Raw genomic sequence first — 25,145 nt, 5'->3', positions numbered from 1 at the left:
TCGAGTAAATTCAAACCATGACACACACATACTTTTTCAAAACCCTAGTGGGCTTGGCCCTGTTGGCTGCTGGTAGCAGCTTTGCCCAAATGACGCCCGTGGGCACTTGGCATTCGATCGATGACAAAACGGGTGAGGCCAAAGCTGAAATCCAAATCGTCGACAAAGACGGCGCACTCAGTGGCCGCGTGGTCAAGTCACTGCGCAACGACCCCAACGCCAAGAAAATCTGCGACGACTGCAAAGACGATCGCAAGGGCCAAGCCATCATCGGCATGGAAATCATCCGTGGTGTGAAGCCTGATGCTTCGGCTGACAACCTGTGGGCCAATGGCGGCAAAATTTTGGATCCCGAAAACGGCAAGGAATACACCGTCAAACTGGTGCCATTAGAAGGTGGCAAAAAGCTGCAAGTGCGCGGCTACATTGGTCCGTTCTATCGCACCCAAGTTTGGCTGCGTGCCCAGTAACTAGGAAAACTATGTCCGAAATTTTGAGCCACATCGATGCAGGTGTGATGACGCTGACGTTCAACCGCGTCGATAAAAAGAACTCACTCACTGCTGCGATGTACACCGCTTTGGCCGATGCGGTGGAGCAAGCCGAGCGCAACCCCGAGGTGCGCGTGTTGGTGTTCCAAGGCCATGAGGCTGTCTTTTGCGCAGGCAACGACATTGCCGACTTTTTGCACAACCCACCGTCATCGCAAGATGCGCCCGTGTTTCGTTTGTTGAGAAACATCGCGGCATTTCCAAAGCCTGTGTTGGCTGCTGTGGCCGGCCCCGCTGTGGGTATTGGCACCACGCTGTTGTTCCATTGCGATTTGGTGTACGCCGGTGACAACGCGGCATTTGCCATGCCGTTTGTCAATCTGGGTGTGTGCCCTGAAGCTGCATCGAGTTTGCTCGCACCACAAATGATGGGCTACCACCGCGCCGCCGAAGCGCTGCTGTTGGGTGAGCCGTTCATGGCTGAAGCCGCTTTGGAAATTGGCTTGGTCAACCGCGTTTTGCCACCCACTGAGGTCAACAGCTATGTACAAGTGCAGGCTCGTAAATTGGCCGCTAAGCCTTTGTCGTCATTGCTCGAAACCAAGCGTTTGATGAAAGCAGGTCAAGCCGCATTGGTGCAAAAACAAATGAATGAAGAAGCCGCTTCCTTTGGTCGTATGCTGACAGAGCCTGCTGCCAAAGAAGCGTTTGGTGCCTTCATGGAAAAACGCAAGCCTGATTTCTCGAAGCTTTGATTTTTTGAACGAAAGACCGCCGATGTCGTCAACGATTGCCAACACGGGCGTGGCCAGTGCTGTGATGTTTGAACCCGAATACTTGAACAGCTTTCGCGACATCTACGAAGAGAAGATTGTTTTCAACAAGTTGCTCGGCTTGAAGATCGTCAGCGTGACCCCCGACGAAGTGGTGGCCCGCATCGACATGCGCCCCGATCTGGTGGGGCACTATGCCTACAACCGCATCCATGGCGGCGTGATCAGTGCGGTGCTCGATGCAATCGGCAGTGCCGCCGTCATGGCGTGCTTGGCGGCCAAGCACATGAAAGAACCACCTGCAGAACGCTTGGAGCGATTTGCCAAGCTGGGCACGATTGATTTACGGGTGGACTACTTGCGCCCTGGTATTGGTGAGCACTTCACCATCCATGCCCATGCTTTGCGTGTGGGCACACGTGTAGGTACCTCGCGCATGGAATTTCGCGGGCCTGATGGCACGCTGATGTCCACCGGCACTGGCGCCTACATCGTTTCCTAAGCTCAGTCTTTCGGAATCACGCGGGGCTTGCCCGTCTCATCGATGGCCACGTAGGTGAGGGTGGCTTCGGTCACTTTCATGTATTCACCTTGTGCGCTGAAACGCTCGGCAAACACTTCTACCTTCACATTGATCGAGGTGTTGCCGATGCGCACCACGCGCGAGAAAAAGCTCAAGATGTCGCCCACCTTCACAGGGTGCTTAAAGATGAACTCATTCACCGCCACCGTGGCAAAACGGCCTCGCGCATAGCGTGCGGGTAGAACAGCGCCCGCCAAGTCGACTTGAGCCATGACCCAGCCACCAAAAATGTCGCCGTTCTGATTGCAGTCAGCTGGCATAGGGATGACTTTGAGCACCAGTTCTTGGTCGGTGGGCAAGGGAACAGCGTGTGGGTTAGCAGAGGTAGACATAGGCACAATCGAAGAATTACTTTTTGGCATTGTGCAACATGCGTCATCACGCCCATTCTTCTGCGCCCACACCTATTGGGCAGCCACCTAAACAACGGCCCGACAGCGAAACCATCAAACGCCTTTTCCCCTATTTGTGGCAATACAAATGGCGGGTGCTCGCGGCCTTGAGCTTCATGATTGGCGCCAAGGTGGCCAACGTGAGCGTGCCTTTGTTGCTCAAGGAGTTGATTGACGCCATGTCGTTCAAGCCGAATGACCCGCTGGCGGTCATCGTCGTGCCTGTGTCCTTGCTGGTGGTGTACGGCGCGCTGCGTTTGTCGGTGTCTGGGTTCACCGAGTTGCGCGAGTTGGTATTTGCCAAAGCCACGCAAGGTGCGGCACGTCAAATTGCGCTGGAAACTTTTCAACATTTGCATGGTTTGAGCTTGCGCTTTCACTTGGAGCGTCAAACCGGTGGCATGACGCGTGACATTGAGCGTGGTGTACGCGGTATTGAGTCGCTCATCTCCTATTCGCTTTACAGCGTCGTGCCCACCCTGATTGAAGTGGCTTTGGTGCTGAGCATCTTGGCGGTGAAGTTTGATGTGTGGTTTGCAGGCATCACGCTGGCTGCGCTGGCGCTGTACATCGTGTTCACTATTCAAGTGACCGAATGGCGCACGCAGTACCGTCGCCAAGCCAACGAGTCTGATTCAGCAGCGCACACCAAAGCGGTGGACTCGTTGCTCAACTACGAGACGGTCAAGTATTTCAACAACGAAGCCTTCGAGGCTGCGCGCTACGACAAAAGCCTAGAGGCCTTGCGGCGTGCACGCCTGAAAGCGCAAACCTCGTTGTCGTTGCTCAACACCGGTCAGCAGCTCATCATCGCCGTGGCCTTGGTGGGCATGTTGTGGCGTGCCACACAAGGCGTGGTCGATGGCCGCATGACCTTGGGCGACTTGGTGATGATCAACGCCTTCATGATTCAGCTCTACATTCCGCTGAACTTCTTGGGCGTGCTGTACCGAGAGATCAAACAAAGTCTGACCGACTTGGATCGCATGTTCACATTGCTGGAAAAAGAACGCGAAGTAGCAGATACGCCCAATGCGCCTGCTTTGCATTTGAGCGGTTCGCCTACGGTGAAGTTTGAATCCGTGGTGTTCGCGTATGAGTCCACCCGACCCATCTTGCATGGCATCAGCTTCGAGATTCCTGCGGGTAAAACTGTGGCGGTGGTTGGGCCTTCGGGCTCTGGCAAGTCCACGCTTGCGCGTTTGCTGTTTCGCTTTTACGACGTGGGCTCTGGGGCGATCACCATTGACGGCCAAGATATTCGCCAAGTCACGCAGGGCAGTGTGCGCCGCGCCATGGGCATCGTGCCGCAAGATACGGTGCTGTTCAACGACACCGTGCGCTACAACATCGCTTATGGCCGCACGGATGCGACCGAGGCCGAGGTGGAGCAAGCGGCACGCGCAGCGCATATCCATGATTTCATTTCTGCAACCCCCAAGGGCTACGACACGATGGTGGGTGAGCGTGGTTTGAAGTTGTCGGGCGGTGAGAAGCAGCGTGTGGCAATTGCACGTACCTTGCTAAAAAATCCACCGATTGTGATTTTTGACGAAGCCACTTCGGCGTTGGACAGTGCCAATGAGCGGGCGATTCAGGCAGAGCTGCAAAGCGCGGCGCAGAACAAAACCACCTTGGTGATTGCGCACCGTTTGTCGACCGTGGTGGATGCGCATGAGATTTTGGTGCTCGATGCGGGGCGCATTGTGGAGCGAGGTGCTCACGCGCAGCTGTTGGCTATGAATGGGCGGTATGCGCAGATGTGGGCGTTGCAGCAGTCTTCAGAAACTTGATGTTTTTATTCGTTCGATTGCGGCGAAGCTCGGTACAAACGAAAAGGGCCTCTCGTTAAAAACGAGAAGCCCTTGAATAGAAGCGAAGAAGCGTTTACTTCACGCCAGCAGCAGCCTTCAATGCCGCAGCCTTGTCGGTACGTTCCCATGTGAATTCTGGCTCTTCACGACCAAAGTGACCGTAAGCCGCTGTCTTGGCGTAGATTGGACGCAGCAAGTCGAGCATTTGAATGATGCCTTTGGGGCGCAAGTCAAAGTGCTCAGCCACCAGTGCTGACAACTTGTCGTCAGAGATCACGCCAGTACCTGCGGTGTTCACCGTGATGTTCATGGGGCGTGCCACGCCAATGGCGTATGCCACTTGCACTTGGCACTGTGTCGCCAAGCCAGCAGCCACAATGTTTTTAGCTACGTAGCGTGCAGCGTATGCGGCAGAGCGGTCCACTTTGGATGGGTCTTTGCCTGAGAACGCGCCACCGCCGTGAGGGCATGCGCCGCCGTAGGTGTCCACAATGATTTTTCGGCCAGTCAAACCGCAGTCGCCTTGTGGGCCACCAATGACGAATCGACCTGTGGGGTTGATCAAAAACTTGGTGTCTTGCAACCACTCTTTGGGCAACACGGGCTTGATCAGCTCTTCGATGATGGCTTCGTTGAAGCTAGCTTTCATCTTGGTGGCTGACTCGCTTTGGTCAGGGCTGTGTTGGGTGGACAACACCACGGTGTCAATGCTGTGAGGCTTGCCGTCCACGTAGCGCATGGTCACTTGGCTCTTGGCGTCAGGACGCAAGAAAGGTAAGCGGCCGTCTTTGCGCAGCTGAGCTTGGCGCTCGACCAAACGGTGGGCGTAGTAGATGGGGGCGGGCATCAGCTCTGGCGTTTCGCTGCAAGCGTAGCCAAACATCAGGCCTTGGTCGCCTGCGCCGATGTTGAGGTGGTCGTCAGACGCGTGGTCCACACCTTGGGCGATGTCGTTGGATTGTTTGTCGTAGCAAACCATCACAGCGCAACCTTTGTAGTCGATGCCGTAATCGGTGTTGTCATAGCCGATGCGCTTGATGGTGTCACGTGCGACTTGGATGTAGTCCACGTGCGCGTTGGTGGTGATCTCGCCAGCCAACACAACCAAGCCAGTGTTGGTTAGGGTCTCGGCAGCCACGCGTGAGAGGGGGTCTTGCTCGAAAATCGCGTCCAAAATCGCATCAGAGATTTGGTCTGCCACTTTGTCTGGGTGGCCTTCTGAAACGGATTCAGACGTGAAGAGGTAATTGCTTGACATAAAAAAAGCTCCTTGTTTTCAATGGGTTGTTCGGCGTTGCCGACCCTGAAAACTTGGAGCCTAGCGAACGCTTTAGCAGTGGTTTGGGCCTAGCCCTCACTCTCACACGGTGGTGTGTCGTCGCCCTGCAAGTTGTTCTGTAACTCAGCGACAATCAGAATTCTAGTGGATTTATCAAAGTCATCAAAAAGTTCATGTCTCTCACCACCCGCATTTTTCACTTCCTCGCCCGCTTGCCTCTGCCTTTGATGCAGCGCTTGGGCGCTGTGCTGGGTTGGTTGGTGTGGTGGTTGTCGCCTGGCTACAGACGCAATTTCAAAGCCAATGTGCATGCGGCTGGTGTGGCGTGGCGCGATGCCCGTCCTGCGGTTGCGGCCATTGGTGCAATGGTGGCTGAGCTGCCTTGGGTGTGGATGCGCCCGCATGAAACAAAGCTCGATGGCTTGATGAAGTGGGATGGCGCTGAGCACTTTGAAGCCGCTATGCAAGCCGGCAAGGGCGCGATCATCATGTCGCCACATTTGGGCTCTTGGGAAATTGGCGCACAAGCGATTGCCGAAAAATTTGGGCCAACTTATGGGCCCATGGTGGCGCTGTTTCGCCCTGCACGCAAAGCGTGGCTAGAGCCCTTGGTCGCCAATGCCCGCACACGCCCGTATTTAGATTCCGCGCCCACATCCCTGGCGGGTGTGCGCACCCTCATTCGCGCATTGCGCAACGGTGGCTACACGGCCATCTTGCCCGACCAAGTGCCGCCCTTGGGGCAAGGTGTGTGGGCGCCATTCTTTGGTCGCGATGTGTACACCATGACCTTGCTCGCGAAGTTGGCGCAACAAACCGGTGCGCAGGTCATCATGACGTGGTGTGAGCGCTTGCCGGCAGGTCAAGGTTTTTGCATGCACATGCGGCCCTTTGACGCGCCCGAAATGAAAGACACCAACGTATCGCCCGAGGTGGCTGCAGCGGCGGTCAACCGAGGCGTGGAAAGTATGGTTTTGGATGCACCCGGTCAATACCTCTGGGGTTACGCGCGTGACAAACAACCGCGCGCAGAAGGCTAAACCATGTTCAGCAATTTCGGTTTGTGGGTGTTGCGTGGCTTGGGCTATTTGCCTTTGTCGTGGTTGCGCGCCCTAGGTGAGGGCTTGGGCGCTTTGCTGATGGTGGTGATCCCATCGCGCCGCCGTGTGGTGCAAACCAATTTGCGTGTTTGCTTTCCACATTTGAGCGATGCCGAACATGATGCATTGACCCGTCAAACCTTTGTGTATTTCGCGCAAGCGTGGCTTGACCGCAGTTGGCTGTGGCACCGTAGTGCGGCTTGCATCCAATCGCGCGTGCAGCTGTCGGGTGAGGTGGCTGCGTTATCCGACGCAACGCCGACCGTGTTGTTTGCGCCGCACTTCATGGGTTTGGATGTGGGGTGGTCAGCACTCACCATGAGCCTGCCTTTGCGTTTCACGACCATCTTCACGCCGCAGTCGAATGCGGCGGTGGATGCGTGGGTCGCCAAGGGGCGTCAACGGTTTGGCAACGTGCGTTTGTTTCGTCGCGAGGATGGCGTCAAGCCCATCATCGCGGCCTTACGAAAAAACGAATTGCTGTACTTGCTGCCTGACATGAACTTTGGCCCAAGTGAGTCCATCTTTGTGCCGTTTTATGGCGAGCCAGCCGCGACCGTGCCGTCTTTGTCGCGCTTTGCCAAACTGGGGCGAGCCCGAGTGATGCCCGTCATCACGCGCATGACGGATACAGGCTACGAGGTTGTGGTGTATTCGGCTTGGAATGACTTTCCCACAGACGACGCCGAGGCCGACACGGACACGATGAACCAACGCTTGGAGGTGTTTATCAACACCATGCCCGCTCAATATTTTTGGGTGCACAAGCGCTTCAAAACACGCCCACCAGGCGCGCCAGAGCTTTACTAATCCAGCTTCTTGATGCGCTTTACGCGTTAAGGTAAAGCGCCCAGTTGAATTAAGGGTGCATCCACTTGTACAAAGTGGCCGCCACTTCATCCACACCTTGTTTCTTCAGTGCCGAGAACAAGCGAACTTCACCACCACCCGCTTGCAGCTTGGTGATTTGCAGAGCCTTCGCACCATCAGTTTTGTTGAGCTTGTCAGCCTTGGTGAGCAGCACCAAAAACTTCATGCCCTCTGCCACGCGCGGGCGAATCACATCTAACAAAATTTCGTCCAGCTCCGTCAGGCCGTGACGTGGGTCACACATCAGCACCACTGCGCGCAGGTTGGGACGGGTGAGCAAATAGTTGGCCATTACTTGTTGCCAACGAATCTTGTCTTGCTTGGGCACGGCCGCGTAGCCGTAGCCGGGCAAGTCAGCCAGCACGGCATCGGTTTTGCCTTGGCGGCCCATGGCGAATAAGTTGATGTGCTGGGTGCGGCCTGGTGTTTTGGAAGCGTAGGCCAAGCGTTTTTGTTGGGTCAGCACGTTGATGCAGGTGGATTTACCCGCATTGGAGCGGCCGACAAAGGCAATTTCGGGCAGGTCGTAGGTGGGCAGGTGGTGCAACTGGGCCGCGGTGGTCAAAAACCGTGCGGTGTGCAGCCAGCCCATGGCGTATTTGGCTTGATCGGCAGGGCTTAAGAGCTCGAATGCAGCTTTGGCAGCAGCGCGTTCGGCTTCGCGTTGGGCTTCAAATTCGGCGTTCAGGACCGCGATTTCAGGCACCTCAGGCGTGTCATTTTGGGCGGGGGTGTCGTGTGGGTCTGGCTGGTTCATGAGGCATTGTAGAATCACCGCAGTTTTTCGACGTCTTTGAGACCCATTAACCAAAGAACACCTATGAAGCTGATTGCCTCTTTGTTGATTGCTGCCGCCTTGGTAGCCCCCGCCCTTTCCAATGCCGCCGAGCCTGCAGCCCCTGCAGCCAAGGCTGATTTGGCCAAAGGTGAAGCAACCTACACCGCTGTTTGCGCGTCTTGCCACGGTGCAGATGGCAACGCCGGTTCGCCTGCCTACCCTAAGCTGGCACAACAGCACCCAGATTACTTGGTCAAACAATTGCAAGAGTTCAAATCTGGCAAGCGTGCCAACGCCATCATGAGCGGCATGGCTGCTGGCTTGTCTGAAGCCGACATGAAAAACGTTTCAGCTTGGTTGGCCTCGAAAGAAGCCAAGCCTAACTTTGCCAAAGAAAAAGACTTGGTTGTTTTGGGTGAGCGCATTTACCGCGGCGGCGTGGCTGACCGTCAAATTGCCGCTTGTGCTGGTTGCCACAGCCCAACAGGTGCTGGCATCCCATCACAGTACCCACGCTTGAGCGGTCAGCACGCTGACTACACCATGGCGCAATTGAATTCCTTCCGTGAGCACGGAAACAAAGGCGTGGGTCAAAACGTTGGCCGTGGCAACAGCGCTCAAATGAGCGGTGTGGCTGCCAAGTTGAATGACCGCGAAATCAAAGCTGTGGCTGACTACATCGCTGGTTTGCGTTAATTCAGAGTTTCAACTCTCACTAAAAAAGCTGGCCGAGTGCCAGCTTTTTTGTTTCTGGTCTTAAGGTCTTTCTGTGCGTGGCATGAGGCTCGATGGGCGATGCCTCACAATGCAAAAACTTTTGGATTCAAGGGGGCTTCGTGCGTTTCAATCAATTATCGAAAAGCAGTGACTCTGGTTTTGTGCACACGCTGAGCAGCGACATCACACCGCAAGCGGTGTATGCGCAGCGACGCGATTGGCTCAAACAAATGGCAGCAGGCGCAGCAGGGCTGTCAATGGCTGCATGGGCTTGGCGTGAGGCGCTGGCCCAAACCCCCAGCGACGTGGTGATACGCCCAGGCAAGCTGGCCCCGTTGACGGGCGCTGTGAGCCGCGTGAGTGGTGCCAACACCATGGAAAAAATCACCACCTACGCCGATGCCAGCAGCTACAACAACTTTTACGAATTCGGCACGGACAAATCTGACCCCGCCAAATACGCTCACACCTTGCAAACCAAACCGTGGACGGTGGAGGTCGAAGGGCTCGTTAAAAAACCGGGCCGTTTCGACCTAGACGCCTTGCTCAAACTCAGTCCCATGGAAGAGCGCATTTACCGCTTGCGCTGCGTGGAAGGTTGGTCCATGGTCATTCCGTGGCTGGGCTACTCGCTGGCCGAACTCATCAAACGTGTGGAGCCTTTGGGCAGCGCCAAGTATGTGGAGTTCATCACCCAAGCCGACCCCAAAACCATGCCTGGCGTGCGCTCGCGGGTGCTCGATTGGCCGTATGTCGAAGGCCTGCGCATGGACGAGGCCATGCACCCGCTCACGCTCTTGAGCTTTGGCATGTACGGCGAAGTGCTGCCCAATCAAAATGGCGCGCCTGTGCGCTTGGTGGTGCCTTGGAAATATGGTTTCAAAAGCGCCAAGAGTTTGGTGAAGATTCGCTTTGTGGAGAAGCAGCCCGTTAATTCATGGGGCCGCTCAGCGCCGCAAGAGTATGGTTTTTATTCCAACGTCAATCCGAACGTGAGCCATCCGCGCTGGAGCCAAGCCACCGAGCGTCGCATAGGCGAAGACGGTTTGTTTGCCAAAAAGCGCAAGACCTTGATGTTCAACGGTTACGAAGCCCAAGTGGGCCAGCTTTATGCGGGCATGGACCTGAGTAAACTGTATTGATGTGAAGACCGCTTTGCGAAAAGCCCTGCAACACCGCAGCGCCAAGCCAGTGCTGTGGTCGCTTTGTCTTTTGCCATTTGCGTGGCTGGTGTGGGGCACTGTCAACGATGCGTTGGGTGCCAACCCTGCCGAGTATTTGATACGCGCCACGGGTGACTGGACGCTGCGCTTGTTGTGCGTGACGTTAGCGGTGACGCCATTGCGTGTGATGTTGGGTTTGCCTGAGTTGGCAAAGCTGCGGCGCATGTTGGGTTTGTTCACCTACTTTTACGCGGTGTTGCATGTGCTTTGTTACAGCTGGCTCGACATGGGGTTTGAGTGGGGTGATATTGCCGCAGACATCGCCAAGCGCCCGTTCATCTTGGTGGGGTTCAGTGCTTTTGTGTTGCTCACGCCGTTGGCATTGACCTCGTTCAATCGCGCGATTCGATGGTTAGGTGCCAAGCGTTGGCAGTGGTTGCACCGTTTGGTGTACGCCGTAGCGGTATTGGCTGTGCTGCACTTTTTTTGGATGCGGGCGGGGAAGAGCAACTTTGCAGAGGTGTTTGTTTATGCCTCTGTGATCTTGGTGTTGCTTGCTTGGAGGGTTGTCCACTCTTCTTTGTGGCGCCATTTGTTTAGTTCGGGTGGTTTCACTCGCTGATCGTCGGGGCGGAGCGAAAGAACCGCCACGAAAGCAAACGCAAAAACTTAGCGAACCAACGACTCACAAGCCATCTGGTCCGCCACCGTCTCACGACGACGAATCACATGCGCTTGGGTGCCTTCTACCAAAATTTCAGCCGCACGCCCACGTGTGTTGTAGTTGCTAGACATCGCCACGCAATAAGCACCGGTGGACAACACGGCCAACAAATCACCCGACTGCACGGTCAGTTGACGGTCACGACCCAGCCAATCACCGCTCTCGCACACAGGACCCACCACGTCATACGTCACTGCTTGACCCGATCGTGCAGACACAGGCACGATTTGGTGGAAGGCTTCGTACATCGCAGGGCGAGGCAGGTCGTTCATTGCGGCGTCGACGATGCAAAAGTTTTTTTGCTCGCCTGGCTTCAGGTACAACACTTCAGTCAAACACACGCCCGCGTTGCCCACGAGCGAGCGACCGGGTTCAATCATCAGTTGGCGTTGGCCGTAGCCACGTGCGTCGAGTTTGGCCAGCAGTTGCGCCCACAGTTCATCTGCAGCAGGCGGCGTGTCACCGTTGTAGTTGATGCCTAAACCGCCGCCAAAGTCGATGTGGTGAATGGCAATGCCTGCCGCTTCGATGGCTTGCACGAGGTCCAGCACGCGATCCATCGCGTCAAGATAAGGCGTGGACTCTGTGATTTGCGAGCCAATGTGGCAGTCAATGCCTGTCACTTGCAATCCGGGCAAACTCGCAGCGCGTTGGTAAGTGGCCAAGGCGCGTTCGTGCGCCACGCCAAACTTGTTGCCTTTGAGGCCAGTGGAAATATAGGGGTGGGTTTTGGCGTCTACGTTGGGGTTGACGCGAATGCTGATGGGCGCACGCTTGCCCATGCTTTGTGCCACCTCGCTCAACACTTCCAACTCGGCTTCGCTCTCCACGTTGAAGCAGGCAATACCCGCTTCCAAAGCCTTGCGCATTTCGGCACGTGTTTTTCCCACGCCTGAAAAGATCACTTTAGACACATCACCGCCTGCCGCGATGACGCGGTCCAGCTCTCCACCCGACACGATGTCAAAACCGCAGCCTGCTTGTGCAAACACTTGCAACACCGCGAGGGATGAGTTGGCTTTCATGGCGTAGCAAATACGCGCGTTGCGGCCTGCAAAGCCGCGTTGGTAGGCGGCGAGGGCGCTGAGCATGGCAGCTTTGGAATACACAAACAGAGGTGTGCCGTGTGCGTGTGCGAGGTCGGCGAGTTTGACGCCTTCCAAATACAAATCGTTATGTTGAGTGGCCACAAAAGGCGCACCGGCAAGCGTGGTGTGTGTCATCAGACGGCTCTTGAAAAATTAATGGCCAGCCGCAGAGGCTGCGCTGGCAGGAGATGAGGCAGCGGGTGCTGTGGCGGGGGGGCTTGGCAATTGGCGACGTACGATCTCGGGCAATGTGGCGCGTTGTTTGAACTCTGGATCGTTGGGCATGTACAGCGCGCCTTTTTGACCGCAGGCTGTCAACGCCAGCAAAGCGCACAGCAAAGAGGCCACACCCGCACCAAGGCTTGCGCCCCTGACTAAAATCTTTTGTTCAATACCCATGGCACAAATTGTAATGACCGATCTCGAATTCTTAGACCGCGCAGAACTTCTGCTCAAAGCCGTTGAATTGGCCTGTGACTGCATCAACGACGACGGTGATGCCGACATCGACAACCAGCGCGTGGGCGGCATGATCACCCTCACGTTTGAGAATAAAAGCCAAATCATCATCAACCTTCAAAAGCCCCTGCACGAGGTGTGGTTGGCAGCTCGCTCCGGCGGCTACCACTTCAGGTTTGATGGCGCGCAATGGGCCGATACCAAAGGCCAAGGCGAATTCTTTGATCGCCTCAGTCAAGACGCAAGTGCCCAAACAGGGCTGGCGCTCACCTTTCACGCTTAACTTCAGTCGTTCACAAAACGACAAGGGCGCTATGAGCGCCCTTGTCGTTAGTTCTTGAACAAATCGAGAATCTTTTTCTTCTCGTCGTTCGCTGGCAGCTGTTCGCTGCTGTTGCCTGAGCGGCTGTCCATCCCAAGGCTGCCCACGCCAGCGCCTCGGCTGAATTCGGTATAGGCCCAGTCGCCGCCTTCATGGCTCAAGCCTGAAGGGGGCGTAGGTTCAGAAACGGGCACGTTTTGCAAAGCGTGCTGCATGTAGCTGATCCACACGGGCAAGCTCAATCCACCACCGGTTTCGCGGTCACCCAATTTGCGTGGGGTGTCGTAACCAATCCAAGTCACGGCGGTGAGGGTGGGGTGATAGCCCGCAAACCACGCATCCATCGAATCGTTGGTGGTACCGGTTTTGCCGTAAATGTCGTTGCGCTTCAACGTGGCTTGGGCGCGTGCGGCCGTGCCTGAGCGTGTGACTTCTTGCAGCAAGCTGGTCATCACAAAGGCGTTGCGTGCATCAATGGCGCGGGCCGATTCATCCGGCGGTGTTGGGGTGAACTCAGACAACACCTTGCCCATTTGGTCCGTCACCTTGGTGATGAGGAAGGGGTTCACGCGGTAGCCGCCGTTGGCAAACACCGAATAGCCCGCCGCCATTTGCATGGGCGTGACCGAGCCAGCGCCCAGCGCCATGGTCAAGTAGGGAGGGTGCTTTTCTGCGTCAAAGCCAAACTGTGCAATCCAGTCTTGCGCGTTTTGCGCGCCCACGGCTTGCAGCACGCGAATCGAAATCATGTTTTTCGATTTGGCCAAGCCTTTGCGCAAAGTCATGGGGCCTTCAAACGTGCCATCGTAGTTTTTGGGTTCCCACGGTTGGCCACCTGTGACGCTGGCATCGAAGAACAAGGGTGCATCGTTCACCACGGTCATGGGCGTGAAGCCTTTTTCCAGTGCGGCAGAGTAAATGAACGGTTTGAAACTCGAGCCAGGCTGACGCCACGCTTGGGTCACGTGGTTGAACTTGTTCTTGTTGAAGTCAAAGCCACCCACCAGTGCGTGAATGGCGCCATCGCGTGGGTCAATCGACACAAACGCGCCTTCCACTTCCGGCAGTTGGGTAATTTCCCAGCCGCCTTTGGCGGTCTTGGTGATGCGCACCAGCGCGCCTGGGCGCAGCTTGATGTTGGGCGCAGCTTTGTCAGACAAGCCCGATTGCACGGGTTGCAAACCTTCGCCCGTGATTTCCAGCACCTCGCTGTTTTGACGGACCACGCGCACTTTCTTCGGCGTCGCTTCCAGCACCACAGCGGCCAACAAATCGCCCTTGTCGCCTTGTTCGATCAAAGCGTCGTCAATCGCGTCTTCCAGCTCTGCCGCCTTCTCTGGCAGGTTGATGAAACGCTCAGGGCCGCGGTAGTGTTGGCGGCGTTCAAAGTCCATGATGCCGCGACGCAGCGCAAAGTAGGCCGCTTGTTGGTCGCTGGCGCGGATGGTGGTGTACACGTTCAAGCCGCGGGTGTAGATGTCGGGGCCGTATTGCGCAAACATCAGCTGGCGCGCCATTTCGGCCACGTAGTCGGCGTGGGTGTTGAGGCTGCTCATGGCCGTGCGAATCTTCAACTCTTCTTGCTTGGCTGCCACCGCTTGTTCTTTGGTGATGAAGCCGTTTTCTTCCATGCGCTCAATGATGTAGAGCTGGCGCGCGCGTGCACGCTTGGGGTTGACGATGGGGTTGTACGCCGACGGTGCTTTGGGCAAGCCCGCCAACATAGCGGCTTCGGCAATGCTGATGTTTTTCAGCGGCTTGCCAAAGTAGGCTTCAGACGCAGCGGCAAAGCCGTAAGCACGGTTACCCAAATAAATTTGGTTCAAATAGATTTCAAAAATCTGGTCTTTGCTGAGCATGTGCTCGAGCTTGCTGGTCAGCAAGATTTCATAAATCTTGCGGGTGAATGTTTTTTCTGACGACAGGTACACATTGCGTGCCACCTGCATGGTGATCGTTGAAGCGCCTTGGCTCTTGGCGCGACCCAAGTTAGCCAAGGCTGCACGCATCAGACCGATGTAGTCCACACCGTTGTGTTGGTAAAAGCGCGCGTCTTCAATGGCCAGCACCGCGTCTTTCATCACCTTGGGGATGTCTTTGAATGGGGTGAGGTTGCGGCGCTCTTCACCGAACTCGCCAATCTGTGTGCCCTCGACCGAATACACGCGCATCGAGAGCTTGGGGCGGTAATCGGCCAAGTCCGAGATGTCGGGCAATTGGGGGTAAGCCATGGCCAGCGCGACGGCGACCAAAAGGCCCACCACCAGCATGCCAGCAGCGGCAATCCCTATGGCCCACAGCAAAAGCCGGCTCGCCATGGAACGGGGGGCTGCAGGTGCAGCAGCGTGTTCTTTCGAACCTTCGGGGGTGTGGTTTGTCGCCATAAGTGGGGAGGATTATAAAAACACGCTTCCATCACAAAAGTCTCGAGTCAAACACCTCCGCAGCCACTTGTCAACGCGTTGAAATGCCAAGCACCCCGACCCTTTGCAAAAGGAAGTGTTTCATGCGTTGGACCTCATGGCTTTCCCTTTCACGCCCGCGCCGCCTCTGCGTGGTGGGGCTCGATGTGGGCCCTGATGCCTGCAGTTTGGTGGTGCTCAGCGGCTCACCCAGCCAACCCGATACCGTTTGTTGTGCTGAGCGTTTGGCGTTGCCCGAGGGGCTGGTGGCGCATGGCGAGGTGATGCAGTCGGTGGAGCTGGGCCTGTGGTTGCGCGCTTATTTGGAAGCAGGCGATTACCAACCCGAGCTGGCCTATCTTGGTTTGGACAGCGCTTGTGTGTCTAACCACCTTGTGACCTTGGCTGCGAGTTTGTCGCCTGAAGATGTGGCATTTCAGTTGCAGGCCGAGGTGCAATCGCTGCTGCCCGATTACGCATCCGAGGTGTGCATGGATTACAGCTTGGACACCGAGTCGGCACCTGCGGGTGAGCTGCTTTATTTGGTACAAGCTGCGCCGCGCTTGCGTGTTGAGGCCTTGCAGCGGGTCGCCCAGCTTGCCGGTTTGAACGCCGCTGTGGTTGAACCCCGTCAAGATGCTGTGCGTCGCACGGCGCTGAGTCACACTTTGGCCGCTTTGCCTCAGGCCAGTGCCGCCTTGGCGTTGCAGTGCGATGAAGCTTTTGGTTTGGCCTTGCGTGGTTGGATCGAGGAAGGTGCGAATTTTCTGCCCCACCGTGAGAACACGCAGCATGTGTTGCGCCGTGCATGGTTGCTGGGCGTCGCTGTGTGCGCCATGGGCGGCGCATTTTTGGCCTTGGGATTTGGCACGGTGATGGCTTCTGCCGCCGAAAGCAAACAGCCGCACGCCGGCGATGTGGTGGCGTCAGCACGCGCCTTTGACGAGGTGCAAAAAGCGCATGCACACACCAAAGCCTTGCATGAGCGCCGCGCAGAACAAAGCCGCTGGCTGAAGGCACGCCAAGATTTGCAGTCGCAAAGCTTGCAATGGAGCCGTGTGCTCAGCCAAGCCGCACAGGGCGTGTGGGTGGCCAGCGTCAAACAGCAAGGCACGCGCTGGACCATGCAAGGCGAGGCGTTGTCATCCAAGCACGCGCAGCAGTTGGTGCAACAACTCAAGGCCCTTGATATTTGGGCGCAAGCGCCAGAGCTGCCGCAATTGCAAGTGATGCCCGCCGTGTCCACCACCGGCTTGCCGGTGTGGCAATTTCGCATCGAAGCCGATTTGAAGGTGGGGGTGTGATGAAAGGTTTGACTTTCGCTCTGCCGCAGTTGGACTTGCGCCGTCCTTGGCTTTGGCCGCGCGCTTATCAATATGCTTTCTTCGTTAGCGCGGGCGTTTGTGGTGCGATGTTGCTCAGCCCGTGGTGGCTACACAGCTGGCAAGCGTGGGATGACGCCAGCGAGGCCAAGGCTAAATGGGTGGCAGAACAAGAATCAACGCAAGCTTTGCGCGCACAGACTGCACAGCTATTGCAAACTTCCAGTCAGCCGCAAGCCACATTTGCAGATGCGGCTGCGCTGACCCGGTTGGCAGAGCAACAGGGGTTGCAGCTGTCTCAACTCAGGATGGACAAACTACAACACAACCCTGCGCTGGGTGCACTGCACATGCAGACCTTGCCTGTGCATGTGAAGGTGCAAGGCTCTTGGGACAGTTGGCTCAATTGGTTGGCGCAGTGGTCCACCGCTGCCCCAGGCGTGACGGTGTCGTCGCTGGAGCTCAAGGCCGATCCACGTGGGGGCGTTTCTGCGCAAGTGTTGGCGTTGGCGCCGCAACCCACGGTGACTGATGCAGCATTCGAGTTGGCCAGTGTCAATTCAGAAGGGGCTGCGCCAGTTGACCCCTTCAGTGCGCAAGCTTGGGGCCGAACGCAACGCGCCCATGCCGAGCAACATCCCAGCTATGCCCGTTTGGTGGCGCCTGAGCTTTTGCGTGCGCGCGATGTGTTGGAAGCCTATCCGCGCGAACGCTTGCAGTACGTGGGGCAAATCGCTTCCGCGGATGAGATGGAGGCCTTGGTCAAAGTGCTGCCGCCAGTCGGAGACAAAAACAATATGCTTATGGTGAGTGTGCATCGCGTGCGTGCGGGCAGATATCTGGGACAAGACTTTGGGCGGGTGTTGGCGGTGGCGCCTGACCATTTGCTGATTCAAGAATTGGCGCTGAGCTCTTCGGGCGAATGGCACATCCGTGATGTGCGTTTGCCCTTGCATGAGGCTGCGCCATGAGCTGCAAGTTTTTTCGCGGTGAGTTGATGCGTCGCCGATGGGCGTACGCCGTGCGTTGTGCGTTCGTGTACAGCGGCATACTTTTTCTCTCAACGTTCGCGCTGCCACTGCAAAGTCAAGAAGCTAAACCTACCTACATCGGTGCACCGATGTCGATGAATTTTCAAAACATCGAGGTGCGCACCGCGCTGCAAATCGTGGCCGATTTCACGGGTCTCAACATCATCACGTCTGACAGCGTCACGGGCGCATTGACCTTGAAGCTGCATAAAGTGCCTTGGGACCAAGTGCTGGATATCATGGCCCAAGCCAAGGGCTTGAGTGTGCGCCGGCAAGGCAATGTCATTTGGGTGGCGCCACGCACGGAAGTGGCGGCGCGCGAAAAGCTCGAATATGAAAGCAAGCTCGCTGCGCAAAACCTAGAACCCATGCAAACGCGTGGCTTCGCACTCAATTACGCCAAAGCCGTGGATGTGCTCACGCAGATTCAAGGGGGCACGGTGTTGCCTGCGATGTCTACCGTTGGTGGCGGGTATGGCGCAGGCTATGGCGGTTTCGGTAGTGCAGGCCTGGGTTATGCGCCGCCCATTAACTCAGCCCCTTTCAGCCTGTCGTCGATGGGCGGCGGCTCACGCATCCTAAGCACACGCGGCAGCGCCATGGCCGAGTCGCGTACCAACCAACTCTTCGTCACCGACATTGCCGAGCGCCTTGACCAAGTGGCGCTAATGATTGCCAAGATCGACATCCCTTTGCGCCAAGTGATGATCGAAGCGCGCATCGTCCAAGCCAGTGACACCTTTGGCCAGACGTTGGGTGTGCGCTTGGGTGGGATGGGGCAGGGTGGTGCACAAAACGTGTGGGGGCCGACCAATACCAACGTCATCGCCAATGCCAACCCCACCGCGCAGCAAGGCACCAGCTTCAACATTGCCGACAAAGCGCTCGACACCTCCGGCAGCTTCGTTAACTTGCCCGCCGCCAGTCTCAATGGCTTTGCTTCAGCCAGTTTTGCAGTATCTATCTTCAACTCGGCCAAGAACCGTTTTCTCAACCTTGAACTTTCAGCGCTCGAAGCCGACGGCAAAGGCAAGGTTGTGTCTAGCCCGCGCGTGGTCACCGCAGACCAAGCCAAAGCCGTGATTGAGCAAGGCACAGAGTTGCCTTATCAAGTGGCCGCCGCCAGCGGAGCCTCCACCTTGGCGTTTCGCAAAGCCAACCTTAAGTTGGAGGTCACGCCACAAATCACGCCCGAGGGCGGCATCGTGTTAGACCTTGATATTTCCAAAGACAACGTGGGCCAAATCACCCCTGCGGGGTTTGCCATCGACACCAAGCACGTCAAGACCCAAGTGCTGGTGGAAAACGGCGGCACAGTCATGATTGGCGGCATTTACGAGACCAGCGAGCAAGAGGACGAGTACAAAGTCCCGTTCTTCGGCGACATCCCCGTGCTGGGGTATTTGTTCAAAAACCGCCGCACCGCCCAAGCCAAGCAAGAGTTGCTGGTCTTCATAACCCCTAAAATGCTTGATCACAGTGCCGTTGCACGTTAAGAAAGCATATGTTGTTGGTTTTGGTGGGTCTGCCGGGTTCCGGCAAAACGACTGTTGGGCGTCAACTCGCTCGGCGACTACACCTCCCCTTTGTTGATTCGGATCACGCGATTGAGCACCGCTTGGGTTGCTCGGTCCGCGAATATTTCGAACGCGAAGGGGAAGACCGCTTTCGCGACCTCGAATCTGAAGTGCTCGCCGATTTGTGCCACAACCACCACGGCGTGTTGTCCACTGGTGGCGGCTCGGTGTTGCGTCCCATCAACCGCGAACGTCTGCGCCAACACGGCCACGTGTTTTATTTGCGCTCCAGCCCCGAAGAAGTGTTTCGCCGTTTGCGCAATGACCAAAACCGCCCCTTGTTGCAAGTGGCCGATCCGCAAGCGCGCTTGCGCGAGCTGCTCGAAGTGCGTGACCCGCTGTACCGCGAAACCGCCCATTACGTCATCGAAACAGGTCGCCCCAATGTGGCAGGCTTGGTCAACATGATCGTGTCCCAGCTCGAACTTGCGGGCCACATCAAACCCGTCTCGCCCCCCGCGCCTGCCGACCGCCCACGCGTGTCGCCCCCACACAGAATTTGATTCATGTCGAACACACCACACCTCGAACGCGTTGCCATTGACTTGGGCGATCGCAGCTATCAAATTTTGATTGGCGAGCAGTTGCTCAACGCTGCCAGCACATGGGCCAACTTACCCAAAGCCTCGGCTGCTCTCATCGTCACCAACGACACCGTGGGCCCCATCTATGCCGAGCGTTTGCAAGCCGCTCTTGCACCGCTCTACAAACACGTGCACACCGTGGCCTTGCCCGATGGCGAGAGCCACAAAGATTGGCAAACGCTGAATCTGATTTTTGACGAGCTGCTGGGCAAAGGCGCCGACCGCAAAACCGTGTTGTTCGCCTTGGGCGGCGGCGTGGTGGGCGACATGACCGGTTTTGCCGCCGCTTGCTACATGCGGGGCGTGCCCTTTGTGCAAGTGCCCACCACCTTGCTGGCACAGGTCGACTCCTCGGTGGGCGGCAAAACGGCGATCAACCATCCCATCGGCAAAAACATGATTGGTGCGTTCTACCAACCGCAACGTGTGGTGTGCGACCTCGACACCTTGCAAACCTTGCCCCAGCGCGAGATGAGCGCGGGCTTGGCCGAAGTCATCAAATATGGCCCCATTGCCGACATGCAGTTTCTCGATTGGATCGATGCGAATCTCGACGCGCTCTTGGCGCGTGACCCGAAGGCTTTGGCACATGCTGTGAAGCGCAGCTGCGAAATCAAAGCCTGGGTGGTTGGCCAAGACGAACGCGAGGGCGGCATCCGCGCCATCCTCAACTTTGGCCACACATTCGGCCACGCTATCGAGGCGGGCTTGGGCTTTGGCGAATGGCTGCACGGCGAAGCTGTGGGCTGCGGCATGGTCATGGCCTCGCACCTGTCGCAACGTTTGGGTTTGGTGGACGAGGCGTTTGTGTCGCGCTTCACCGCCCTCATCGAACGTGCAGGCTTGCCCATCGTCGGCCCCAAACTTGGCGCGGACGTTTACCTGCACCACATGCGTGTGGACAAAAAAGCAGAAGCAGGCGAAATCAAATTCGTGCTCATCGACAAGCCCGGCACAGCCATTGTGCGCGGTGCGCCTGACGCTTTGGTGGCGCAAGTCATTGATGACTCCTGTTCCCAATGACGCAGCTAGCACCCTACGCCTGCCTGCCTGAACAGTCGCGTGGTCGCCGCCACGCAGAACCCTCACTTCCCGCCCACGCCTCCAGCGTGCGCAACCCGCATCAGCGCGACCGCGACCGCATCGTGCACTCCACCGCGTTTCGCCGCTTGGTTTACAAGACGCAAGTCTTCTTGAACCACGAAGGCGATTTGTTTCGCACGCGCATGACGCACTCGTTGGAAGTGGCGCAGCTCGGCCGCTCTATTGCGCGCGCGTTGAGTCTGAACGAAGACTTGGTGGAAGCCATTGCCTTGGCACACGACCTTGGCCACACGCCCTTCGGTCACGCCGGTCAAGACGCGCTGAACGAATGCATGGCCCCTTATGGCGGCTTCGAGCACAACCTGCAAAGCTTGCGCGTGGTGGATGAACTTGAAGAGCGTTACCCCGCGTTCAACGGCCTCAACCTGAGCTTTGAAACGCGCGAAGGCATCTTGAAGCACTGCGCGCGTCGCAACGCCGAACTCATCAACGCGCATGAGCCCAACGGCATCGCCGCCCGTTTTTTGAACGGCACACAGCCCAGCCTTGAAGCGCAACTGTGCAATTTGGCCGATGCCATTGCCTACAACGCGCACGACATTGACGACGGCGTACGTTCTGGCTTGCTCACGCTCGAACAACTGCAAGACGTGTCGTTGTTTGCTCGCTATCACGCGCAAACTTTGGCTGAGTATCCACAGCTTCAAGGCCGCCGCGTGTTGTACGAAACCATTCGCCGCATGTTGAGCGATCAGGTGTACGACGTGATCAACGCCACGCGCACAGCGCTGCAACAGCACGCGCCCACCAGTGCAAACGAAGCGCGCCAGTGCCCAGCCATCGTGCAGTTCAGTGCAGCGATGTACGAAGAGTCAAAAGCGCTCAAGTCGTTTTTGTTCCGCAATTTGTACCGTCACCCGCAGGTCATGCAAACCACAGACGGTGCGCGCGCCATGGTGCAAGAACTGTTCGCCGTCTACTTGGCCAAGCCCCAAGAAATGCCCGCCGCCTACGCCCAGCGCAGCGATGTGCCGCGTGCCGTGGCCGATTACTTGTCGGGTATGACTGATCGTTTCGCCACGCGTGAGCACGCACGCTTGACGGCATAAACCTAGCTGCATCTACGCCACATGAGCAAGCACCGCTTTGGCATCCACCCCTCGTGGGTCATTGTGTTTGCAGGCGTGTGCGCTGCGTTGCATGTGGGCAAGCTGCCGCCTGCGTTGCCGGTGCTGCAAGACGCACTGAATATCACTTTGGTGCAAGCCGGTTTCTTGCTGTCTGCGGTGCAAGTGGCCAGCATGACGCTCGGCCTTGCTGTTGGGCTCAGTGCTGATAGTTTGGGCCTGCGCCGCAGCATGTTGGTCGGCTTGGCACTGTTGTCAGTCGCCAGCATCAGTGGTGGCTTTGTGGCCGATGCCAGTGGCTTGTTGTTCTTACGCGCATTAGAAGGCTTGGGCTTTTTGCTGGTCGTCATGCCTGCGCCCGCGCTCATTCGCCGCACGGTGGATGCATCGCAGCTCAGCGGCCGCATGGGCTGGTGGGGTACGTACATGCCCACGGGCAGTGCGCTGGCGCTGCTGTTGGGTCCTTGGGTTATTGCGGGTTTGAACTGGTCCGCGTGGTGGTGGCTGCTGGGTGCAGTGGCCGCGTTGGCTTGGGTGGCCGTTTGGTTGTGCGTGCCCGATGTGCAGCAGCCAGCACCCACACACAACGCTGCCAATGACGCATGGCCCAAGCGATTGGCGCTCACCCTTCAAAGCCCCGGCCCTTGGTTGGTCGCACTCACGTTTGCGGTGTATTCATCGCAGTGGCTGGCCGTGGTGGGCTTTTTGCCCACGGTCTATGCCGAGTTAGGTTTAACGGCGGGCACGGCGGGCGTGTTGTCGGCTTGCGTGGCGTTGGCCAATGTGAGCGGCAACATCATGTCGGGCCGTTTGCTGCAACGCGGTTGGCCTGCGCAGCGTTTGCTCTCTATCGGTTTTGCTTGCATGACCTTGGGCGCTGTTGGCGCATATGCCGTGTGGCAGGGCGAAGGCTTGCCCACCTCGTTGCGCTTTGCGTGCGTGGTGATGTTCTCGGCCGTGGGCGGTTTGATTCCCGGCACTCTGTTTTCGTGCGCCTTGCGTTTGGCTCCCAGCGAAGGCACGGTCTCCACCACCGTGGGCTACATGCAACAGCTATCAGCGCTGGGCCAGTTTGCAGGCCCGCCCATGGTGGCTTGGGTGGCAGCCAGCGCAGGTGGCTGGCAGTGGACGTGGACCGTCACTGCCACGCTCAGTTTGGCGGGTGCGGTTTTGGCGCACTTCATTGGCCGTGCGTTGCACAAGAAAGAAAAACATGACTGACACATTTAATGCAGACCAAGAACGCATCGTCATCGAAGACACGCAAAAGTGGCTGTTAGAAGCCGTGGTGGGCTTGAACCTTTGCCCCTTCGCCAAAGCGGTGGTCGTCAAAGACATGGTGCGCTACCGTGTGTGCGCATCTGCCGAGCCCGCCGATGTGCTTGCCATGCTGCGCGAAGAATTGCAGCACTTGGCCGAGTCCGATCCAGACAAGCTAGACACCACGCTCCTGATAGCGCCCAACGCCTTGCCCGACTTTTTGGACTTCAACGATTTCTTGGCCGACTGCGACGAAGTGCTGATGGACCTAGAGCTAGACGGCGTGCTGCAAGTGGCTGACTTCCATCCGCTCTACCAATTTGGCGGCACGGAGGTGGAGGACATTGAGAACTTCACCAACCGCACGCCATACCCTACGCTGCACTTGTTGCGCGAAGCCAGCATTGACAAAGCTGTGGAGGCCTATCCCGATGCGTCGCTCATCTTTGAGCGCAACATTGAGGTGTTGAATAAGTTGGGGCATGAAGGCTGGAGCAAGCTGGGCATCGCTTCTCGACTGCACAATTAAGCTATGTCCAAACACAAACAAGCCGCAGCACCCAAATCTCTAGACCTCGACCTGCGCCCTGGCCAGTCCATCGAATTGCTCAAAGAGCTGCACATCCTCACCCGCGACGGCAAGCTGAACCAAGATTCACGCCGCAAGCTCAAGCAGGTGTATCACCTGTTTCAGTTCATCGAAAAGCTTTTGAAAGAACTGCCCGCCAGCGAGCAAGGCCACACCTTGGCCGACCACGGCGCGGGCAAGTCGTATTTAGGTTTCATCATTTACGACTTGTTTTTCAAAGCCTTGGGGCAGGGCAGTATTTACGGCATCGAGACGCGTAGCGAGTTGGTCGAATCGTCCAAAGCACTCGCGCAACGCTTGGGCTTTGAGCGCATGAAGTTTCTTAACCTCAGCGTGGCCGAGTCCGCACACAGCGATGCTTTGCCCGACCAAATTGATGTAGTCACCGCGCTGCATGCCTGCGACACGGCCACCGACGACGCGATTGCGTTTGGCTTGCAAAAGAAAGCTAAATACATGGTGCTCGTGCCGTGCTGCCAAGCTGAGTTGGCCCGCGCGCTCAACAAAAACAAAGCGCTCAACTTGCAGCGCACACCGCTGGCTGAGCTGTGGCGTCACCCGTTGCACACGCGTGAGATGGGCAGCCAGCTCACCAACGTGCTGCGCTGTCTGTACCTAGAAGCGATGGGCTACCAAGTGACCGTGACCGAGCTGGTGGGCTGGGAGCACAGCATGAAAAACGAACTCATCTTGGCCAAGTACACGGGGCAGAAAAAGCGTAGCTCGGCTGAACGGTTGGCAGCTTTGCTGGAAGAGTTTGGCTTGCAAGAGTTGGCTGAGACGCGATTCAAAGTTGGTGCTTAATTAATCGGGGTCAGGTTCGAATTACCATCAGCAGATGGCTCGCCTCCCTCGTCTCACCGTCACCGGCTACCCGCACCATGTCATCCTGCGGGGCAATAACCGACAAGACATTTTTCGCAGCACCGCTGATTACCAGCGCATGCTCGATTTGTTGTTCGAGCACAGTCGCGCGCACAAGGTCGACATTCACGCCTATGTCCTGATGGGCAACCACCTGCATTTGCTGCTCACGCCGCAAGAAGACCAGGGCCTGCCCAAAATGATGCAAGCCTTGGGCCGCAGCTATGTGCAGGTGTTCAACAAAGTGCACACCCGCACCGGCACATTGTGGGAAGGGCGCTACCGCTCCACGCTCATTCAGACTGATCGTTACTTGCTGGCCTGCATGGCCTACATCGACCTCAACCCCGTGCGCGCGCACATGGTGGCGCGGCCTGAGGATTACGTGTGGTCTAGCTACGGGCACTACGCAGGGCATCGCATCGACAGGCTCATCACGCCTCATGCGCTGGTTTGGGGCTTGGGCAACACGCCGTTCGCGCGTGAGGCGGCATACGCCGAATTGGTGCACGCAGGCATCAGCGCGGACCAGCAGGGTGCATTGACCGACGCCACGCTCAGTGGTTGGGCGCTGGGGGATGAGCGTTTTGTGGCCGATTTGCAGACGCAAACTGAAAGGCGTTTGGTCAAAACCAAGGCAGGACGACCATCCAGCAAGGTGAATAAACCTGTCCCCAATTAAATAATTACCAAAATTGAGATTCAATTAATTGGGTTCTGACCCCAATTAATTTTCTTGGCATAGATGCTGCAATGCAGTATTCTTCACGTCCCGCTGAATTTTTGAGGAAT

26 protein-coding genes are annotated in these 25,145 nt (G+C 57.1%); 20 read left to right on the top strand and 6 right to left on the bottom strand.

Going from position 1 to position 25,145, the window contains the following annotated elements; genetic code table 11:
• Positions 1-17: 17 nt before the first annotated feature.
• From LINBF2_RS11450 to LINBF2_RS11440, 3 genes are read left to right on the top strand one after another with little or no spacing between them, the layout of a single operon-like run.
• Positions 18-470, top strand: coding sequence for a DUF2147 domain-containing protein (locus LINBF2_RS11450; RefSeq protein ID WP_281889003.1), 453 nt, complete (start codon positions 18-20; stop codon positions 468-470).
• Between the two features lie 11 nt (positions 471-481).
• The gene (locus LINBF2_RS11445) at positions 482-1,246 is read left to right on the top strand and encodes an enoyl-CoA hydratase (protein ID WP_281889001.1); all 765 of its coding nucleotides are present in this window, start codon (positions 482-484) and stop codon (positions 1,244-1,246) included.
• Between the two features lie 22 nt (positions 1,247-1,268).
• Entirely contained in the window at positions 1,269-1,766 is a 498-nt protein-coding gene (locus LINBF2_RS11440; protein WP_104797038.1) for a thioesterase family protein, read from the top strand.
• A 2-nt stretch (positions 1,767-1,768) separates the two neighbouring features.
• On the opposite strand, the gene LINBF2_RS11435 is transcribed toward LINBF2_RS11440, so the two are convergent.
• A complete protein-coding gene (locus LINBF2_RS11435) occupies positions 1,769-2,179 on the bottom strand; it encodes an acyl-CoA thioesterase (protein WP_281888998.1) in 411 nt (136 codons plus the stop codon).
• Positions 2,180-2,217: 38 nt separating this feature from the next.
• On the opposite strand from LINBF2_RS11435, the gene LINBF2_RS11430 reads away from it, so the two are divergent.
• A complete protein-coding gene (locus tag LINBF2_RS11430; protein ID WP_281888996.1) occupies positions 2,218-4,032 on the top strand; it encodes an ABC transporter ATP-binding protein/permease in 1,815 nt (604 codons plus the stop codon).
• A gap of 94 nt (positions 4,033-4,126) precedes the next feature.
• Here the strand turns inward: LINBF2_RS11430 and metK are convergent, their stop codons facing one another.
• Positions 4,127-5,311: a methionine adenosyltransferase gene (gene metK, locus LINBF2_RS11425; RefSeq protein WP_281888994.1), complete on the bottom strand. Its 1,185-nt coding sequence runs from the start codon at positions 5,309-5,311 to the stop codon at positions 4,127-4,129.
• 194 nt (positions 5,312-5,505) lie between these two features.
• Here metK and LINBF2_RS11420 point away from each other — a divergent pair, with 194 nt between their 5' ends.
• Both LINBF2_RS11420 and LINBF2_RS11415 read left to right on the top strand, forming a co-directional pair.
• On the top strand, positions 5,506-6,372 hold the full coding sequence (locus LINBF2_RS11420; RefSeq protein ID WP_281888992.1) for a lysophospholipid acyltransferase family protein: 867 nt from the start codon (positions 5,506-5,508) through the stop codon (positions 6,370-6,372).
• Between the two features lie 3 nt (positions 6,373-6,375).
• Positions 6,376-7,242, top strand: a complete 867-nt coding sequence (locus tag LINBF2_RS11415) for a lysophospholipid acyltransferase family protein (protein WP_281888990.1) — start codon at positions 6,376-6,378, stop codon at positions 7,240-7,242.
• 49 nt (positions 7,243-7,291) lie between these two features.
• Here LINBF2_RS11415 and yihA read toward each other — a convergent pair whose 3' ends face one another.
• Positions 7,292-7,894 carry a ribosome biogenesis GTP-binding protein YihA/YsxC gene (gene yihA / locus LINBF2_RS11410; protein WP_104797171.1) on the bottom strand — a complete coding sequence of 201 codons (603 nt, stop codon included), beginning with the start codon at positions 7,892-7,894 and terminating at the stop codon, positions 7,292-7,294.
• Between the two features lie 228 nt (positions 7,895-8,122).
• On the opposite strand from yihA, the gene LINBF2_RS11405 reads away from it, so the two are divergent.
• The 3 genes from LINBF2_RS11405 (at position 8,123) to LINBF2_RS11395 (ending at position 10,582) form a co-directional block, all read left to right on the top strand.
• Positions 8,123-8,776 (top strand): c-type cytochrome, encoded by a 654-nt coding sequence (locus LINBF2_RS11405; protein ID WP_281888989.1) that lies wholly within the window; start codon positions 8,123-8,125, stop codon positions 8,774-8,776.
• A gap of 140 nt (positions 8,777-8,916) precedes the next feature.
• Entirely contained in the window at positions 8,917-9,939 is a 1,023-nt protein-coding gene (gene msrP, locus LINBF2_RS11400; protein WP_281888987.1) for a protein-methionine-sulfoxide reductase catalytic subunit MsrP, read from the top strand.
• A gap of 13 nt (positions 9,940-9,952) precedes the next feature.
• Positions 9,953-10,582 (top strand): protein-methionine-sulfoxide reductase heme-binding subunit MsrQ, encoded by a 630-nt coding sequence (locus LINBF2_RS11395; RefSeq protein WP_281891332.1) that lies wholly within the window; start codon positions 9,953-9,955, stop codon positions 10,580-10,582.
• A gap of 47 nt (positions 10,583-10,629) precedes the next feature.
• Here the strand turns inward: LINBF2_RS11395 and lysA are convergent, their stop codons facing one another.
• On the bottom strand, positions 10,630-11,907 hold the full coding sequence (gene lysA, locus LINBF2_RS11390; protein ID WP_281888985.1) for a diaminopimelate decarboxylase: 1,278 nt from the start codon (positions 11,905-11,907) through the stop codon (positions 10,630-10,632).
• A gap of 18 nt (positions 11,908-11,925) precedes the next feature.
• The gene (locus LINBF2_RS11385) at positions 11,926-12,171 is read right to left on the bottom strand and encodes a lipoprotein (RefSeq protein ID WP_281888983.1); all 246 of its coding nucleotides are present in this window, start codon (positions 12,169-12,171) and stop codon (positions 11,926-11,928) included.
• 13 nt (positions 12,172-12,184) lie between these two features.
• On the opposite strand from LINBF2_RS11385, the gene cyaY reads away from it, so the two are divergent.
• Entirely contained in the window at positions 12,185-12,514 is a 330-nt protein-coding gene (cyaY, locus tag LINBF2_RS11380) for an iron donor protein CyaY (RefSeq protein WP_281888981.1), read from the top strand.
• A gap of 47 nt (positions 12,515-12,561) precedes the next feature.
• Here cyaY and LINBF2_RS11375 read toward each other — a convergent pair whose 3' ends face one another.
• Positions 12,562-14,871 (bottom strand): penicillin-binding protein 1A, encoded by a 2,310-nt coding sequence (locus LINBF2_RS11375; RefSeq protein WP_236657730.1) that lies wholly within the window; start codon positions 14,869-14,871, stop codon positions 12,562-12,564.
• Positions 14,872-15,059: 188 nt separating this feature from the next.
• On the opposite strand from LINBF2_RS11375, the gene pilM reads away from it, so the two are divergent.
• Genes pilM through LINBF2_RS11325 form a run of 10 tightly spaced genes read left to right on the top strand, consistent with a single transcriptional unit; the run spans position 15,060 to position 25,035 of the window.
• On the top strand, positions 15,060-16,259 hold the full coding sequence (gene pilM, locus LINBF2_RS11370) for a pilus assembly protein PilM (RefSeq protein WP_281888979.1): 1,200 nt from the start codon (positions 15,060-15,062) through the stop codon (positions 16,257-16,259).
• Positions 16,259-17,248 carry a pilus assembly protein PilP gene (locus LINBF2_RS11365; RefSeq protein ID WP_281888977.1) on the top strand — a complete coding sequence of 330 codons (990 nt, stop codon included), beginning with the start codon at positions 16,259-16,261 and terminating at the stop codon, positions 17,246-17,248. Before pilM ends, LINBF2_RS11365 begins: the two co-directional genes overlap by 1 nt.
• Positions 17,245-18,804, top strand: a complete 1,560-nt coding sequence (gene pilQ / locus LINBF2_RS11360; protein ID WP_348773707.1) for a type IV pilus secretin PilQ — start codon at positions 17,245-17,247, stop codon at positions 18,802-18,804. The genes LINBF2_RS11365 and pilQ overlap by 4 nt, the downstream gene beginning before the upstream one ends.
• Before the next feature lie 8 nt (positions 18,805-18,812).
• On the top strand, positions 18,813-19,388 hold the full coding sequence (locus LINBF2_RS11355) for a shikimate kinase (protein ID WP_281888976.1): 576 nt from the start codon (positions 18,813-18,815) through the stop codon (positions 19,386-19,388).
• A 3-nt stretch (positions 19,389-19,391) separates the two neighbouring features.
• Complete coding sequence (gene aroB / locus LINBF2_RS11350) at positions 19,392-20,492, top strand: 3-dehydroquinate synthase (protein WP_104797024.1); 1,101 nt, start codon at positions 19,392-19,394, stop codon at positions 20,490-20,492.
• Positions 20,489-21,622: a deoxyguanosinetriphosphate triphosphohydrolase gene (locus LINBF2_RS11345; RefSeq protein ID WP_104797023.1), complete on the top strand. Its 1,134-nt coding sequence runs from the start codon at positions 20,489-20,491 to the stop codon at positions 21,620-21,622. Before aroB ends, LINBF2_RS11345 begins: the two co-directional genes overlap by 4 nt.
• A gap of 21 nt (positions 21,623-21,643) precedes the next feature.
• Entirely contained in the window at positions 21,644-22,861 is a 1,218-nt protein-coding gene (locus LINBF2_RS11340; protein WP_281888974.1) for an MFS transporter, read from the top strand.
• Positions 22,854-23,429 carry a DUF1415 domain-containing protein gene (locus LINBF2_RS11335; protein WP_281888972.1) on the top strand — a complete coding sequence of 192 codons (576 nt, stop codon included), beginning with the start codon at positions 22,854-22,856 and terminating at the stop codon, positions 23,427-23,429. The genes LINBF2_RS11340 and LINBF2_RS11335 overlap by 8 nt, the downstream gene beginning before the upstream one ends.
• Before the next feature lie 3 nt (positions 23,430-23,432).
• Positions 23,433-24,293: an SAM-dependent methyltransferase gene (locus LINBF2_RS11330; RefSeq protein ID WP_281888971.1), complete on the top strand. Its 861-nt coding sequence runs from the start codon at positions 23,433-23,435 to the stop codon at positions 24,291-24,293.
• 34 nt (positions 24,294-24,327) lie between these two features.
• Positions 24,328-25,035, top strand: a complete 708-nt coding sequence (locus LINBF2_RS11325) for a transposase (RefSeq protein WP_281888970.1) — start codon at positions 24,328-24,330, stop codon at positions 25,033-25,035.
• The last annotated feature ends 110 nt before the right edge of the window (positions 25,036-25,145 follow it).

The organism is Limnohabitans sp. TEGF004 (genome assembly GCF_027924965.1).
In the GTDB taxonomy this organism is placed as follows: domain Bacteria; phylum Pseudomonadota; class Gammaproteobacteria; order Burkholderiales; family Burkholderiaceae_C; genus Limnohabitans.
The sequence above is the reverse complement of the archived record's forward strand: the minus strand, read 5'-3'. Positions and strand labels throughout refer to the sequence as shown.

Excerpts from the sequence above, each read along its gene's own strand:
- LINBF2_RS11450 (WP_281889003.1), top strand. The coding sequence starts at position 18 with ATGACACACACATACTTTTTCAAAACCCTAGTGGGCTTGGCCCTGTTG.
- LINBF2_RS11445 (WP_281889001.1), top strand. The coding sequence starts at position 482 with ATGTCCGAAATTTTGAGCCACATCGATGCAGGTGTGATGACGCTGACG.
- LINBF2_RS11440 (WP_104797038.1), top strand. The coding sequence starts at position 1,269 with ATGTCGTCAACGATTGCCAACACGGGCGTGGCCAGTGCTGTGATGTTT.
- LINBF2_RS11435 (WP_281888998.1), bottom strand. The coding sequence starts at position 2,179 with ATGTCTACCTCTGCTAACCCACACGCTGTTCCCTTGCCCACCGACCAA.
- LINBF2_RS11430 (WP_281888996.1), top strand. The coding sequence starts at position 2,218 with ATGCGTCATCACGCCCATTCTTCTGCGCCCACACCTATTGGGCAGCCA.
- metK (WP_281888994.1), bottom strand. The coding sequence starts at position 5,311 with ATGTCAAGCAATTACCTCTTCACGTCTGAATCCGTTTCAGAAGGCCAC.
- LINBF2_RS11420 (WP_281888992.1), top strand. The coding sequence starts at position 5,506 with ATGTCTCTCACCACCCGCATTTTTCACTTCCTCGCCCGCTTGCCTCTG.
- LINBF2_RS11415 (WP_281888990.1), top strand. The coding sequence starts at position 6,376 with ATGTTCAGCAATTTCGGTTTGTGGGTGTTGCGTGGCTTGGGCTATTTG.
- yihA (WP_104797171.1), bottom strand. The coding sequence starts at position 7,894 with ATGGGCTGGCTGCACACCGCACGGTTTTTGACCACCGCGGCCCAGTTG.
- LINBF2_RS11405 (WP_281888989.1), top strand. The coding sequence starts at position 8,123 with ATGAAGCTGATTGCCTCTTTGTTGATTGCTGCCGCCTTGGTAGCCCCC.
- lysA (WP_281888985.1), bottom strand. The coding sequence starts at position 11,907 with ATGACACACACCACGCTTGCCGGTGCGCCTTTTGTGGCCACTCAACAT.
- LINBF2_RS11385 (WP_281888983.1), bottom strand. The coding sequence starts at position 12,171 with ATGGGTATTGAACAAAAGATTTTAGTCAGGGGCGCAAGCCTTGGTGCG.
- cyaY (WP_281888981.1), top strand. The coding sequence starts at position 12,185 with ATGACCGATCTCGAATTCTTAGACCGCGCAGAACTTCTGCTCAAAGCC.
- LINBF2_RS11375 (WP_236657730.1), bottom strand. The coding sequence starts at position 14,871 with ATGGCGAGCCGGCTTTTGCTGTGGGCCATAGGGATTGCCGCTGCTGGC.
- pilM (WP_281888979.1), top strand. The coding sequence starts at position 15,060 with ATGCGTTGGACCTCATGGCTTTCCCTTTCACGCCCGCGCCGCCTCTGC.
- LINBF2_RS11365 (WP_281888977.1), top strand. The coding sequence starts at position 16,259 with ATGAAAGGTTTGACTTTCGCTCTGCCGCAGTTGGACTTGCGCCGTCCT.
- pilQ (WP_348773707.1), top strand. The coding sequence starts at position 17,245 with ATGAGCTGCAAGTTTTTTCGCGGTGAGTTGATGCGTCGCCGATGGGCG.
- LINBF2_RS11355 (WP_281888976.1), top strand. The coding sequence starts at position 18,813 with ATGTTGTTGGTTTTGGTGGGTCTGCCGGGTTCCGGCAAAACGACTGTT.
- aroB (WP_104797024.1), top strand. The coding sequence starts at position 19,392 with ATGTCGAACACACCACACCTCGAACGCGTTGCCATTGACTTGGGCGAT.
- LINBF2_RS11345 (WP_104797023.1), top strand. The coding sequence starts at position 20,489 with ATGACGCAGCTAGCACCCTACGCCTGCCTGCCTGAACAGTCGCGTGGT.
- LINBF2_RS11340 (WP_281888974.1), top strand. The coding sequence starts at position 21,644 with ATGAGCAAGCACCGCTTTGGCATCCACCCCTCGTGGGTCATTGTGTTT.
- LINBF2_RS11335 (WP_281888972.1), top strand. The coding sequence starts at position 22,854 with ATGACTGACACATTTAATGCAGACCAAGAACGCATCGTCATCGAAGAC.
- LINBF2_RS11330 (WP_281888971.1), top strand. The coding sequence starts at position 23,433 with ATGTCCAAACACAAACAAGCCGCAGCACCCAAATCTCTAGACCTCGAC.
- LINBF2_RS11325 (WP_281888970.1), top strand. The coding sequence starts at position 24,328 with ATGGCTCGCCTCCCTCGTCTCACCGTCACCGGCTACCCGCACCATGTC.